Genomic DNA, 14,732 nt, shown 5'->3' on the forward strand with positions numbered 1-14,732 from the left:
ATCATATTCCGGTTATCGGCAACTCAACCGTTACATTCGGCCGACGCAACGACCTTTCGCAGCCGCGTATGGGGATGCCTTTGACCGAAAACGTCCGCCGCAAGGTCCCGTCCGACTTCAGAAGCCGATATTCCGATCTCAGTTGCGCATCGCGGCTGAAGCCAAACGGACTGCTCGGGTCTGGCTTGACGATGCTGCGAATTTCATCCTGGTAGTCGGCGATCCCTTGAAGGAGCGCGTTGATTGTCGCGGCAATCTCCGTGCGATCCTCGGGGCGCTCGATTACGGCATCCAGCAGTTCGGCAAGCTTGCGCAACGGCACCTGACGGTCCTGGTTCGCATCGCCATTGCGATAGGCAATCTCGACGTCGACCAGGCTGAGAACGGAAACGAACTCTTCCTTGAGCAGGAAAATTCCGACATTCACAGGCTGCGCGGTCGGGTTATGCGCCGTCTTTTCCCTCACGCTTTCGGTTTGCTCGTCGGTCTGGGTGTCCTCCCGTCCGGTTTCTATGCTCTGCTTGCGGGAACGGTTCGTCTCGGACACTTGGGAGTCGATGGCGGATGTGGTCGATTCTGCAAAATCCTGCCGGACCTCATTGGTCGATCCGCGCGCTTGAACCCGGGCGTCCGCGCTGCCTCCGCCGATTTCGACCGACGCTTCCCCGTGGAAACTCCCTTCGAATCCATAATCATAGTTGTTCGTGCCAGATCTTTTGTCGGCGGTGTCCTTGAGTTGCTTGTTGAAATTGTCCTTCGCCTCCCGGTCCTGACTGTCCAGGACGGTGGAGGTCAGCTCGTTGCTCGTCGATGTTCTCTTCTTGATGATCACCTTGTAAGTCATCGATCCGCCGGGAGACAGGCTGATGGAGTCGACCAGATCATCCCGCGCCAGGTCTCCGCGGAAGCTCGCAAGCTGATATTGCTCGACCAGGAAGAGCTGTGGCCGAAGGTCCTCCGGTGCGGGTATGCCACCAAACGTGAACGGAACACGCGCCTCCCTTAGCTTCGCCTGGAGCGGCGCCAGCGACATTTGGAAGAAATTGGCCTGGAGACCCATGTAATTCTGAATCATGCCCGGCTTGATGATCGGAGGTTGTTGACCAATGACAGCCGGAGGCATGGGAACATTGAGGCCGGGCAGGTCGACGGTTTCCCTGAACGCGGCCGAGGCGCGGAAGATCGCTGGCATCGAGAACCCGAATGGGGTTGTGTCCGGACCCGGTTCGAAGCCGAGCAGCAGGAAGGCCTTCAGCAGTCCCGCATCGGTCTTCAAGTCGACCGGCGGGATTCCCATTGGATCGGGGCTCGGTGCCGCATTGCCGCCTGAGAATCCCACAAAGACATCCCGTTTAAGGCCGAGCGAGATGAACACCGGTTCCGGCCGGAAAGGCACGGAATCCTCGGGGTTGACTTGCACCGATACACTCGGGCCGTGTTGCGTTTCGGCTGCGCTTGGGTCAATTGTCGTTTGCTCGTTCGGCATGGTCTGTCGCCCCCTTCAGGTTACGGGATTCACACAGCTGTTAAGTTAAATAAACTCGAACATATCTTGTGGGCATGGTGTTGCGCCTCCAAGACAATATGCCATAGGCTCTTTGTACAATATCGGCGGCGTTCTTGTCGCCTGTTTCCCCGAGTGACCTGCTGGCGATGATAGAAGGGCGATTGGGATCTTGTCGACACCTGGTTCAACCTTGACGTCAGCTGCTGAAGTTCGGCGCTTTTGCCCTTGATGTCGAGTTCGGCAGGACGAGAGCTCATGATGCATGACGATCAGGTGAATATCGATATCGATATCGCCCGCCAGATGATCCGCGATCAGTTTCCCCAGTATCGTCATGAGGACATCACCTCAGTTGGATCGTCGGGAACCGTCAACGCCATCTTCCGCATTGGCTCTAAGAGCGCCGCGCGGTTCCCGCTGCGGGCGATGAAGCCGGCCGAATGTACCGATATGCTTCGGTCGGAGGCCGCTGCCATGGTCGAGATCGGAGGACATTGCTTTTATCCGACGCCGCAACCGATTGGGCTCGGCGAGCCCGGTCCTCGATATCCAATGCCATGGGCATTGCAGACGTGGATCGAAGGCGAGGTTGCCACGCCACACGGGCTAAGTGGATCGACGACGTTCGCGCTTGACCTTGCACACCTCGTGGCATCGTTGCGCCAGGCCGACATACGGGGTCGACGCTTCGACGGGCAAGGACGTGGTGGACATCTCCCCGATCATGACGATTGGATGGCTGTTTGCCTTGAAAACAGCGAGGGCCTTCTTGATGTGGCTCGGCTGCGCGATCTGTGGGGCCGGTTCCGGGAGTTGCCCTCCGCCGGGCCTGTCGTGATGAGTCATAAGGACCTTATCCCGCCAAACCTTCTCGTGCAGGGCGAGCGTCTTGTCGGAGTGCTTGATGGCGGCAGTTTCGGACCAGCCGATCCGTCGCTGGATCTGGTGGTCGCGTGGCATCTTCTCGACCGCGAGCGAAGGGCGACCTTTCGGAGCGGCCTTCAAGTCGATGACCTCTTGTGGAAGCGCGGTGCCGCCTGGGCATTCCAGCAGGCCATGGGTCTCGTCTGGTATTACCGTCGCACCAACCCCGCCATGAGTGCGCTGGGGCGCGGCACGCTCTCTCGCATTCTCGAGGATCGTGACATCTGAGTCCTGGTTGTCGGCGCGCCGGGCACGCCGCGGCCATGCTGGGCGCTCTACATGACCGCGAAGCTGCAACCGGCCACCAGGCTCTCGCCGGGGCCAAGCACCGACAATCCGTTCCATTTGTCGAGCGAACCGCGGTTGTGGGCATCCACGGTATGGCTGACCGGCTCGAAACAGACGAAATCGCTCGCCTGCGATGGCGAATAGATGAGATAGAAGCTCAGGGCCGGGGATGCTTCGATCCTGAGGCCGCGATTTTGCTCTGGCCAACATAGGGAAGCGACGCCGGCCCAGCCGGCAAATGCATTGTTGATCCAACCGCTGGGCAAGGCGGCCGGTGTGGCGAAATCCCAATCGGGACAGGTTGCGACATCCTCGAACCTGTCGGGGAGATGGCTGGGCAGTTCGAGGCAAACCTGTGACGCCGGGGCGTGAAGCGTTGTCCGGGCCGTTCTTGGCAACCACGGATGGATGCCAAGCCCGAACGGCAACCTGACCGGCGCCCTGTTGCAGACCTGAAGCTGCAGATCGAGCGCCTGTTCGGTCAGGGCGTAAGCCACCTCGGCGCGATAGCGATATGGACCGGGGCCGTCGCTGACGAGCGACAGCGTGGCTTTGTCCGGCATCAAGGAGTCGACGTCCCATGCGCTTGAAAATCCATTGCCGTGAATGGGAAAGGGCTCGGCGGCAAGGTTGGGGGACAATTCGTGGAATGTGTTGTCGAAGGTGAAGCCGCCGCCGGAGATGCGATTTGACCATGGCACAAGCAGGTTGCAGGCGAGATCGAATGGGTTCGTGCTGCCGCCGTCAGGCCATGGCCTGAACAGCGGCGTGCGGCCATGGTCGAACCTCGCCAGACCGGCGCCGAGCGACGGAACGATTTCGGCGGACAGGTCGCCATTTCGAATTCCAATGGTCCGGGCCATCAAACTCAGATGGGATCGGCAGCGGGGACCGGCTGTTGGTGGCGGCCCTTGCGCGCGACAGCGAGAAGGTCGTTCGAGGCTATGCCGATCAGCGCTTTCATCTGGTCGTGAGCGTCGTCGACCCTGCGCATGCGGATTGCTTCCAGCACATCGCCATGGGCGCTGAGCGTCTGCTGATAGTTGGCGGTGGCCGATGTGGTCAGTCGGAAAGAGAAGCTGAGCGCGGCTGCCAGCATGTTGCCCAGATTGGCGAAAACCGGGTTGCGGCTGGCGCGCAGGATAGCGGTATGAAAGCGGACATCGGCATCGAGACAGGCCGCGAGGTCGTCCTCCGGCGCAATACGCATGGCCTCATAGGCGGCTTCGATCACCGCGAGGTCGCCCGAGGTCGCCATCCTGGCCGCAAGCTGGGCGGCAGCCGGCTCGATGACCAGCCGCGCCTCGATCAAGCCGCGGACGAAATCGAGATCAGGCTCGATATCGCGCATCCATTCGAGAACCTGCGCATCGAGCCTGTTCCATTCGCTCGACGCGCGCACACGCGTGCCGGCCCGCTTGCGCGCCTCGATCAGTCCCTTGGCCGAAAGCGTCAGCAGCGCATCGCGAAGCGCTGTGCGGCTGGCGCCGTAGATGACGCACAGTTCAGCCTCCGTTGGCAGCACCGCGTGCTGCGCGTAGGTGCCGGCGAGAATGCGCTGTCCGAGATCGCGTGCGATGCGGTCCTTCAGGGACGAGGTGGCGCCATCCCTGGCAGGAAGGTCCTGCTTGCCTTGATCGATTGCAGCGGTTGCCGCGTCCATCGTCATGTCCTGTTCAAGTGGTACTCGGCAATGACCACAGCAAGGATCAGCAGTGAGCCTTTTGCAAGCAATTGATAGAAGGTTGGCACGGACGTCAGTATCATTCCGTTGTTGAGCACGCCAATGATGGCGACGCCGAGCAGCGCGCCGACAATCGTGCCCTTGCCGCCCTGCAAGGCACAGCCACCCAGCACGGCCGCCGTGATGGCCTCGAGTTCCAGGCCCTGGGATCCGGATACGGGCTGACCCGAACCGGTACGGGCGGCCAGCAGGATCCCGGCCAATCCGGCGGCAACGCCACTCATGATGTAGATGCCGACGCGGTAGCGGTTGATGTTGATGCCGGAGAAGCGGGCGACAACGGGATTGCCGCCGAGCGCATAGATGTTGCGGCCGACAATCGAACGCGCGAGGAAGAGGTGGAAGGCGATCGCGGTCAGCACCAGAATCCAGACCAGCAATGGCAGGCCGAGGATGCGTCCGATGCCGATGAACCGGAACGTGTCGCTGAAGATGGCGATCGACTGACCGTCGGACATGATGAAGGCGATGCCGCGAAAGATCGCCATGGTGCCGAGCGTGGCAATGACCGCGTTGACCCGCCCGTAGGTGATGATGATGCCGTTGACGAGACCGGCAAGACCACCAAGCACCAGGCCGGCAACGATGCCGGCCGCCGGCGACCCGGTCGCCTGGATGGCCATTGCCGTCGAGACCGTGGTCAGACCGACAGTGGCGCCGACGGCGATATCGAGACCGCCGCCGACGATGACCACGGTCTGGCTCATCGCCAGCACGCCGAGAATGGTGATGCCGAGACCGATGTTGAGCAGGTTTCGGCTGGAGAAGAACACATCGCCCCGCAGCGAACCGAAGATGACAACGAGAATGGCGAGCGCCACCAGAAGGCTGATGTTGTGAACGCCAAGGCGCTCCACAAGCCGCGTGGAAACGCCCCTGGCGTCGGTCTGCGCTTTCGATGCGCGAAGCTCGAGGCTGTTCATTGAATATGGTCTCCGGGCGCTGGTGCGGATTGCGGCATGGCGTGTTTGAGGATCGTCGCCTCGTCGATGTCGGGGCGGGCAAGTTCTGCCGTGATGCGGCCTCCCGCCATGACAAGAACCCTGTCGGCGAGACCGATCAGTTCCGGCATTTCCGAGGAAATCAGCATGATGCCGATGCCGCTTGCCGCGAGTTCATCGATCAGCCGATAGATTTCCGCCTTGGCGCCGATGTCGATGCCGCGTGTCGGTTCGTCGAGGATGAGCAGCATCGGCTGCCGGGCAAGCCAGCGCGCCAGAACGACCTTCTGCTGATTGCCGCCCGACAGTTTCGAAACCTGCTCGTCGAGGTTGGGTGCCTTGATCGACATCTTGGCTGCCAGCGGCGAGACAATCTCCAGCGCCTTGCGCCGGTTGAAGAAGCCGAAGCTCGACGTCTTGTCGGGTACGCAAAGTGCCGCGTTGTCGAGAATGCTCCGGAACAGCAGCAACGCCTCGTGCTTGCGGTCTTCGGGAGCAAAGCCGATGCCCGCGACGATCGCCGCATGCGGACTGTTGGGGAGAACGGGCACGCCGTTCATGGCTATGGTGCCGGCGATGCGCCGGTCGTAGCCGACAATCGCCTTTGCCAGTTCGGAGCGGCCCGCACCCATGAGGCCGGCAATGCCGAGCACTTCGCCGCGACGAACCCTGAGGCTGACATCGCTGACACGGTCGGTGGTCAACCCCGCCACATCCAGCAATTGTTCCCCGGACCGCCAGCTCTCGCGGGTGAACAGATCGGCGATGTCGCGGCCGACCATGAGCTTGGCGATGGTCTGCTCGCTGGCGCCGGCCGCCGGCGAATCGTCGACCAGCCTGCCGTCGCGCAACACGACAATGCGGTCGGCAAGGTCGATGACCTCGTTCAGCCGGTGCGAGATGTAGATGATCGACGTGCCGTCCTCGCGCAGCCGGCGGATGACGGAAAACAGGCGCCGCGCTTCATCATCGGTCAGCGACGAGGTCGGCTCGTCGAAGGCGATCAGCCGGCCGCCGGCACGGATGGCGCGCATGATCTCGATCATCTGGCGTTGCGCCGGGCCGAGCGTCGCGCAGAGCTGGCGTGGCCGCATGTCCTGCCGCATGCCGAAGGTCGCAAGCACCCGGTTGGTCTGCTCCTCCAGCTTGCGCCAGTCGAGCAGGACGCCTGCCAGGCGGGGCAATTCGCCGACGAAAATGTTCTCGGCCACCGTCAGGTTCGGAACGATCTCCGGCTCCTGATGGATGACGCGTATTCCGGCCCGGTGGCTGTCGCGCGGTTCGCCGAAAACGATCGGCGTGGAACCGTACCGCACGGTGCCGGTGTCCGGTCCGAACACACCCTCGAGAATCCGCATCATCGTCGATTTGCCGGCCCCGTTCTCGCCGACCAGAGCGAGAACCTCGCCTGGCCGGAAGGCGATCGAAACGTTGTCGAGCGCCTGCACGACGCCGAAGCGTTTCGATATGCCGTCGAGCGAGAAGAAGTCCGATTGCGTCAAGGCTCACTCCCAAGGATCGATCGTGTTCGGTGGCATGGCAGCCAGCGAACCTGCCAACTGGAAGCGTCATGCGCCCCTGAGGACGCATGACGCAGGTCCGGCTCAGTGGCAGAGCTTGGCCTTGTAGTCCGATGCAAAATTGTCGGCGGTGATGTATTCCGGGTCGGTGAAGGACTGAACGGGCAGCTTCGTTCCGTCCTTGATCGAGGCCAGCAGGATCTTCACCGCCAGCGCGCCATGGTTCGCCGAATTGAGCCACATCGTACCACGGAATGCCGAAGGCTTGCCTGATCCGAAGGCTTCGCAGGCGCGGCTGCCGTCAATGCCGATGCCCATGCCCTGGTCCGCGCCATAGCCGGCGTTTTCCAGCGCTCGCGACGCACCCAGCACGCCGTCATCGTTGCAGGAATAGAAGATCCAGTTGGTCACGCCGGGATTGGCCGTCAATGTGGTGGTCATGACGTCGATGGCGTTGACCATCGTGTTGTCGTAGGGGACGCGAAGGATGTTTGCCGGCTTGAAATCGGGCACCGCCTTCAGGAACGCTTCCTCGGCCCCCTTGTTGCGCTGCATGCAGGTGTCGGCCTTGCGGTCCTCGATCGAGGCGATACGCACCTCCTTGCCGGCCCAGCCACCGGCCTTGTAGAGCTTGGCCAGTTCTTCGCCCACCCGCGCACCGATATTGTAGGCATTCATGCCGACATAGGGGACCTGGGTGCCGTCCTGGTAGTAGATGTCGTCATCGACCGCGACCAGGGGAATTTTCGCCGCCTTGGCCTTCTCGGCGATGACCGGTCCCAGCGCCTTGTCGGGAACGACGATGGCGATGCCCTTGACGCCGTCGCCGACCATCGTGTCGAAGGTGGTGATCGTCAGATTGGAGTCGAACTGGACGTCTTGCGACACGAAGGTGGCGCCGGCCGCCTCGGCCGCTTTCTTGGCGCCGCCGACTTCGGCGACGAACCATGGATGCTCGCCCATCTTGTTGATGTAACCGATCTTGATGTCGTCGGCGCTTGCCGCGCCAGCCATCAGTCCGGCAGCCAGTATCGCCAATGTTGCCAGAGCCCTTGTCGTCGTTTTCATGTGGATCCTCCCTGCTTGGTTGTCAGTCGTGGTAGAGAACCGAGCGTCCACCATCGATGGTGATCGTCTCGGCATTGATGAACGGCGCTTCGTCCGAAGCGAGGAAAACCGCCGTCATTGCAACTTCGTCCGGCCGGCCAATGCGCTTGGGCGGATGAAGGTCGTAGGCCCGCCGCTTCTCCTCGGCCGGGTCTGGAAAGGTGTTCCAATAGGCTTGCGCGATCGGCGTCTCGATGTAACCGGGAGCGATCGCGTTCACGCGGATGCCGCGCGCCGCATATTCGATGGCGAGCGAGCGGGTCAGGCCGACCAGCGCATGCTTGGCGACCGGATAGGGAAATGTGTGGGGAATGATCTTGAAGGCGTGGCAGCTGGCTATGTTGACGATCGACCCCGAACCCTTCGCCAGCATCGTCGGCAACACCGCCCTGGCGCAGAACCACGCGGCCTCAAGGTCGAGCCTGAGACAGCGGTCCCATTCCTCGTCCGGCATCAGCAAAGGTTCGTGGAAGACATTGGCGCCGGCATTGTTGACGAGAACGTCGACGCCGCCATAGGCCGCGATCGTCTTGGCCACCATGTCGGCCACCGCCGCTTTGTCGGTGACATCGGTTTCGACGAAAAGGGCATCAGTGCCCTTGGCACGCAATTCGTCGGCGAGCGCCTTGCCGGTTGTTGCGTTGAGCTCGGCAATCACGGTCCTTGCTCCTTGCAGCGCAAAGGCCCGGGCGGTGGCGGCGCCGATGCCCTGGCCGGCGCCGGTGACGATTGCGGTCTTTCCCTGAAGCCTGCCTGTCATGGCGCTCACCAATCGACCACGGTGCCGTCGGGCATGACGGCGTTGCGGGCATGCAGCACTTCCTGCTTGAAGGGGTGGCGCGCGATGACATCCTCATTCACGGTGACGCCAAGGCCCGGCAGATTGGGGACGTCCCAGCGGCCGGGTTTGCGATCGATCGGCCAGGTGACGACGTCGTCGTACCAGGCGACCGCACCCGACATCTCCTCCTGGATGATGACGTTCGGCGTCGATATGCCGAAGTGAAGCGCCGCGACGCCGGCGATCGGGCCGAGCGGGTTGTGCGGCGCAAGGCCGATGCCGGCGGTTTCGGCCAGAGCCGCGATCTTCTTGGTCTCGAGCAGACCGCCAGTGTGGCAGATATCGGGCTGGGCAATGTTGAACGCGCGCGCCGCGATCGATTGCGTGAACTCGCGGCGCCCGATCAGCCGCTCGCCGGATGCGATGGGGACCGCCGATCGCGCGGTGATATGCGCCAGGCCGGCGACATCCTCGGGCGGCACCGGCTCTTCGGCGAACATGATGCGGGCCGGTTCGATCGCCTTGAGATAGTCCATCGCCGCGTTGACGGAGGCCGGGCGTCCGTGAAAGTCGACCATGATGTCGATATCGGGACCAACGGCCTCGCGCAGCGCGCCAACCATATTGGCGACGGAGTCGACCGCTTTCGCCGGCGAGACATAGTGGGTGTAGGGGATGCAGACGACCTTGACCGCGTCGTAGCCGGCCTGGGTGACGATGCGTCCGCGTTCGACGATCGTGTCCGCCGACCCGCTCTCATAGACCGCCTTCATGTCGCCGAGCCCGAGATGGGTGTAGGTGCGCAGATGGTCGCGGACCTTGCCGCCGAGAAGCCGCCAGACCGGAACGCCCAGCGACTTGCCCAGAATGTCCCAGAGCGCGATCTCGATGCCGCTGACGGCCGACATTCCCTCTACGCCGAGGCGCCAGAAACCGTGGCGCGTCAGGATCTGGTAGCACTGCTCCACATTGCGCGGATCCTGCCCGATGAGCAGTGCCTCAAGATCCTGAAGCGCGCCAACGACGGCACGCGTCTTCCATTCCAGCGTTGCCTCACCCCAGCCGAACAGACCGGGCTCATCGGTTTCGACCCGAACGAAAACCCAGTTGCGCATTTCCGCATTGCAGACGAGCGCCTTGATGGCCGTAATTTTCATAGGTGCTCCCAGACGCGTCGTCTTTTTTAACATTATTATGTATGATTTATTATGAAACATATGAGCAAGTCAAGCGCGGCATCGGGTTGCGCCGGTTTCGCGTCATACCTAAGCGACATCTCGTCGAAGAGCATTCCGTTCAGAACTCGCGGACGGAAGGATCGGCGCATCGCGCATACTGAGTAACCCGACATCCTCCCGATAGCGGTCGCGTCCGCTCGCATCCGACGCGGGACTAGAATAGGCTGCAACGAAGCTGCTTGATCGACCGGGGAGGGCGCAGGCAAGTATGGAGCGAAGGCTTACCGCGATTCTTGCTGCCGATGTGGTTGGCTACAGCCGCCTCATGGGCGAGGACGAGGTAGGCACGCTCGAACGATTGAAGGGTTGTCGTCGCGAACTGGTCGACCCCGCGATCAAGGAATTCCACGGCCGCATTATCAAGCTCATGGGCGACGGCGCGCTCGTCGAGTTCGCCAGCGTCGTCGATGCTGTCCAGTGTGCCGCCATGATCCAACGCCGGATGGCCGATCGCAACAATGGCGCCACTGATGCCCGACAGATCCGGTTTCGCATCGGCGTCAATCTCGGCGACGTCATCGTGGACGAAAACGACATCTACGGAGATGGCGTGAACATCGCCGCTCGCCTCGAGGCCATGGCCGAGCCAGGTGGAGTCTGCATCTCCGGAACCGCATTCGATCATGCCGTCCACAAGGTGGACGTCGGCTTTGCCAGCCTGGGAGAGCAGCACCTCAAGAATATCGCCGATCCGGTTCGCGCCTATAGGCTCTTGCTCGATCCCGCGGCATCGGGAAAGGTCACCGCCGCGCCCCACCGGCCGGGCTCGCGCGTCATGATCCTGGCAGGCGCCGCCGTCCTGGCGATTGCCGCGATTGCCGGCATTTTCGCATGGCAGAAGTTCTCGATGCCATCGCGGCCATCGGTTGCCGTGCTGCCGTTTGCAAACCTCGGTGGCGATCCAGGCCAGGACTATTTCGCTGACGGCATCACCGAAGATCTGATCACCGACCTCACCAAGCTTTCCGGTCTGGACGTCATCGCACGCAACTCGGTGTTCGCCTACAAGGACAAGCCCGCAGCGCTGACGGACGTTGCGCGCGACCTTGGCGTCCGCTTCGTCGTCGAGGGGAGCGTCCGCCGCACCGGCGAGCAGATTCGCCTCAATGCTCAGCTCATCGATACGGCAACGGGCGACAATCTGTGGGCCAACCGGTTCGACCGTGGCATGGCCGGCGTGTTTGCCGTCCAGGACGAGATGAGCGGGGAAATCGCCAAGGCGCTTGGAATGCAACCTTCGGCAGTGGAAAGCGAGCGCATGGCGCGCCCACCGACCGAAAACCTCGAAGCCTACGACTTCTACCTTCGGGCCGAGCAGACGGCACGGACCGGCCGGCGCGACGGGCTGCGGGAGGCACTCACGCTCTACGACAAGGCGGAGGAGCTCGACCCCGCGTTTGCCGAGGCCTTCGCGGCGGATGCAAGCATGACAGTCTATATCTGGCGCGAATCGTTCAACGACATCATGCAGAGCGCGCCCGCGCGCAAGCGCGCCTATGAGAAGGCAAGCCGTGCGCTGCAACTCGACCCGGACCTTTCGTCGCCTTATGCGATTCTTGGCATCATGCAGGTCGTGGATCGCCGCTACGAGGAAGCCATCGCTTCGGCCGAGCGAGCCGTCGCACTCGGCCCCGGCGATGCGGAGACGCAAATAGCTCTAGGGTACGTGCAACTGTTCGCCGGCAATCATGCCGAGGCAGCTGCAGCGGTCGAGACTGCACTCAGGCTCGATCCCAACCTTTCACCCATAAACCGGCAAATTGCCGGTCTGGTCTTTCTCATTCAAGGTAGCAACGACAAGGCGATCGAGGCGCTCGAACGCACCCGCCACGATGCGCCGTCGGTCGGCGATTTCACGATCACGCTTGGTGCCGCTTATGCCCGCGCCGGCCGCCTGCAGGACGCGAGGGCGGCGGTCGCCGAGGGACTAGGTGCCATGTCGACACCGGGGTTCGATTCATTGTCCGCATACCGGGTCAACGGCGCGCAATACCGTAACCCGCAGGATTTGGCTCTCATCATCGACGCGTTACAGCAGGCGGGCTTGCCCGAATGGCCGTTCGGCTTCACCGGCGACGAGCACAATCGCTTGAAGGGCGAAGAGATCGCCTCGCTGGTGCTGGGCCATACGCTGCAGGGTCAGCTTGAACCAGGCCTCCAACAAGCCTTCCTCCAGATCGGGAGGGACGGCAAGGCAGCCTTCCGCTCCACCACGCGGCTGGTCACCGAGACCGTCCGTGTCGATGGCGACCTATTGTGCGAGCTGAGCGAGAATATGTTCGGGCGCCCCGACTGCGGACCCGTCTATAGGCGCCGTGACGATGAAGGCGGCGGCTATTCCTTCGTCAACTCAAGCAAGGTGTTCCACTTCGCGGTGATTCAGTAGATGCACGCGTCTCGGTGAAAGCGGCTGCTTACGCTCGCGTCCGACGCGGGACTGGAATAGGCTGCAGCGAAGCCGCGTGATCGACCGGGAGGGCGCAGGCAGGTATGGAGCGACGGCTCACCGCAATCCTTGCTGCCGATGTGGTTGGCTACAGCCGCCTCATGGGCGAGGACGAGGTCGGCACGCTCGAGCGGTTGAAAAGTTGCCGTCGCGAACTGGTCGACCCTGCGATCAAGGAATTCCACGGCCGCATTATCAAGCTCATGGGCGACGGGGCGCTGGTCGAATTCGCCAGCGTCGTCGATGCCGTCCAGTGCGCTGCCATGATCCAACGCCGGATGGCCGATCGCAACAATGGCACCGCTGATGCCCGGCTGATCCGGTTTCGCATCGGCGTCAATCTCGGCGACGTCATCGTCGAGGAAAATGACATCTACGGCGATGGCGTTAACATCGCCGCGCGCCTCGAGGCTATGGCCGAGCCTGGGGGTATTTGCATCTCGGGCACGGCATTCGACCACGCGGTGCACAAGGTGGATGTCGGCTTTGCCAGTCTTGGCGAGCAGCGCCTCAAGAACATCGCTGATCCGGTTCGCGCCTATCGGCTGCTGCTGGATCCCGCAGCATCGGGAAAGGTCACAGCCGCGCCACACCGGCCGGGATCGCGCGTCATGATCCTGGCAGGCGCCGCGGCTCTGGCATTTGCCGTGCTTGCCGGCATTTTTGCGTGGCAGAAGTTCTCGGTGTCGTCGCGGCCATCGGTTGCTGTGCTGCCGTTTGCAAATCTCGGCGGCGATCCAGGCCAGGATTATTTCGCTGACGGCATCACCGAGGATCTGATCACCGACCTCACCAAACTTTCCGGTCTGGACGTCATCGCACGCAACTCGGTGTTCGCCTACAAGAACAAGCCTGCAGCGCTGGCGGACGTCGCGCGCGACCTTGGCGTCCGCTACGTCGTCGAGGGGAGCGTGCGCCGCACCGGCGAGCAGATCCGCCTCAATGCCCAGCTCGTCGATACGGCAACGGGTGAGAATCTGTGGGCCAACCGGTTCGACCGTGGCATGGCCGGCGTGTTTGCCGTCCAGGAAGAGATGAGCGGGGAGATCGCCAAGGCGCTCGGTATCCAGGCTTCGGCAGCGGAGAGCGAGCGCATGGCGCGCCCGCCGACCGAAAACCTCGAAGCCTACGATTACTATCTCCAAGCCGAGACGGCGTCACGCAGCGTCCTGCAGGCCGGGCTGCGGGAGGCGCTTGCGCTCTATGAAAAGGCGGAGGGGCTCGACTCCGCTTTTGCCGAAGCCTTTGCGGCCGACGCGCGCACGACCGTCTATATCTGGCGCGAGGCCTTAAACGACATCATCCAGAGCGCGCCAGCACAAAAGAGAGCCTATGAGAAGGCGAGCCGAGCTTTGGAACTCGAACCGGACCTTTCATCGCCCTATGCAATTCTCGGTATCATGCAGGTCGTGAATCGCCGCTACGAAGATGCGATTGCCTCTGCCAAGAAGGCTGTTTCAATCGGTCCGGGCGATGCAGAGGCGCAAGCAGCCCTTGGATATGTTCAGTTATGCGCCGGCAATTATACCGAGGCAGCCGCAGCGGTCGAGACAGCGCTCAGGCTCGACCCCAACCTTTCACCCATCAACCGGGAAGCTGCCGGGCTGGTTTTTCTTCTGCAGGGGAATGTCGAGAAAGCGATCGAGACTCTCGAACGCGCACGCGTCGATGCGCCCACGGTTGGCAACTTTCGGTTTACGCTCGCTGCGGCGTATGTCCGCGGCGGCCGTCTACCGGATGCGAAAGCCGAAATCGCAGCTGGGCTCCACCTCGTAGCAGGGTCCAGCTACGTGGACTCTTTGGCTGGGTGGCAGATGACTCATGCACATTTCCGGAACCCGCAGGATCTGGCGATCCTCGTCAACGCACTGCGCCAGGCAGGCCTACCCCAATGGCGCTATGGCTTTACCCCGGACGAGCACGACCAGTTGAAGGGTGCTGAGATCGCGTCCCTCGTCATTGGCCATACATTGCAAGGCCAGATCGAACCCGGCCTGCAACCAGCCTTCCTTCAGATCGGGAGCGACGGCAAGGCGGCCTTCCGCACGACGACGCGGCTGGTCACCGAGACCGTCTACGTCGATGGCGAACTCTTGTGCGAGCAGAGCGAGAACCTGTTCGGGCGCCCCGACTGCGGTCCTGTCTACAGACGCAATGACACTGCCGGCACAGGCTACTCCTATGCCAATACAAGCAAGGTGTTTCACTTCACGGTCGTCCAGTAGGACGAACCTGG

The 14,732-nt window shown here is 62.4% G+C and carries 11 protein-coding genes; 3 read left to right on the forward strand and 8 right to left on the reverse strand.

The window, feature by feature from the left end; genetic code table 11:
• Window position 1: 1 nt before the first annotated feature.
• Window positions 2-1,486, reverse strand: a complete 1,485-nt coding sequence (locus AC04SF_RS08595) for a hypothetical protein (RefSeq protein ID WP_488477428.1) — start codon at window positions 1,484-1,486, stop codon at window positions 2-4.
• A gap of 276 nt (window positions 1,487-1,762) precedes the next feature.
• Between AC04SF_RS08595 and AC04SF_RS08600 the strand changes: the two genes are divergently transcribed.
• Entirely contained in the window at window positions 1,763-2,659 is an 897-nt protein-coding gene (locus AC04SF_RS08600; RefSeq protein ID WP_488477429.1) for an aminoglycoside phosphotransferase family protein, read from the forward strand.
• A gap of 47 nt (window positions 2,660-2,706) precedes the next feature.
• Here the strand turns inward: AC04SF_RS08600 and AC04SF_RS08605 are convergent, their stop codons facing one another.
• The 7 genes from AC04SF_RS08605 to dgoD all read right to left on the reverse strand — a co-directional run bounded on the left by AC04SF_RS08605 (window position 2,707) and on the right by dgoD (window position 9,969).
• Complete coding sequence (locus AC04SF_RS08605; RefSeq protein WP_488477430.1) at window positions 2,707-3,582, reverse strand: aldose 1-epimerase; 876 nt, start codon at window positions 3,580-3,582, stop codon at window positions 2,707-2,709.
• A gap of 5 nt (window positions 3,583-3,587) precedes the next feature.
• Window positions 3,588-4,382: a FadR/GntR family transcriptional regulator gene (locus AC04SF_RS08610; protein WP_488477431.1), complete on the reverse strand. Its 795-nt coding sequence runs from the start codon at window positions 4,380-4,382 to the stop codon at window positions 3,588-3,590.
• 2 nt (window positions 4,383-4,384) lie between these two features.
• A complete protein-coding gene (locus AC04SF_RS08615; RefSeq protein WP_095203569.1) occupies window positions 4,385-5,386 on the reverse strand; it encodes an ABC transporter permease in 1,002 nt (333 codons plus the stop codon).
• On the reverse strand, window positions 5,383-6,906 hold the full coding sequence (locus AC04SF_RS08620) for a sugar ABC transporter ATP-binding protein (protein WP_488477432.1): 1,524 nt from the start codon (window positions 6,904-6,906) through the stop codon (window positions 5,383-5,385). Before AC04SF_RS08620 ends, AC04SF_RS08615 begins: the two co-directional genes overlap by 4 nt.
• A gap of 102 nt (window positions 6,907-7,008) precedes the next feature.
• Window positions 7,009-7,992 carry a substrate-binding domain-containing protein gene (locus AC04SF_RS08625; protein ID WP_488477433.1) on the reverse strand — a complete coding sequence of 328 codons (984 nt, stop codon included), beginning with the start codon at window positions 7,990-7,992 and terminating at the stop codon, window positions 7,009-7,011.
• Window positions 7,993-8,014: 22 nt separating this feature from the next.
• Entirely contained in the window at window positions 8,015-8,791 is a 777-nt protein-coding gene (locus tag AC04SF_RS08630; RefSeq protein WP_488477434.1) for an SDR family oxidoreductase, read from the reverse strand.
• 5 nt (window positions 8,792-8,796) lie between these two features.
• The gene (dgoD, locus tag AC04SF_RS08635) at window positions 8,797-9,969 is read right to left on the reverse strand and encodes a galactonate dehydratase (protein WP_488477435.1); all 1,173 of its coding nucleotides are present in this window, start codon (window positions 9,967-9,969) and stop codon (window positions 8,797-8,799) included.
• 289 nt (window positions 9,970-10,258) lie between these two features.
• On the opposite strand from dgoD, the gene AC04SF_RS08640 reads away from it, so the two are divergent.
• Together AC04SF_RS08640 and AC04SF_RS08645 are read left to right on the forward strand one after the other, a co-directional pair.
• Window positions 10,259-12,436 (forward strand): tetratricopeptide repeat protein, encoded by a 2,178-nt coding sequence (locus AC04SF_RS08640; RefSeq protein ID WP_488477436.1) that lies wholly within the window; start codon window positions 10,259-10,261, stop codon window positions 12,434-12,436.
• Window positions 12,437-12,540: 104 nt separating this feature from the next.
• On the forward strand, window positions 12,541-14,721 hold the full coding sequence (locus AC04SF_RS08645) for an adenylate/guanylate cyclase domain-containing protein (protein WP_488477437.1): 2,181 nt from the start codon (window positions 12,541-12,543) through the stop codon (window positions 14,719-14,721).
• Window positions 14,722-14,732 lie beyond the last annotated feature (11 nt).

It is taken from the genome of Mesorhizobium sp. CNPSo 4671 (genome assembly GCF_057784245.1).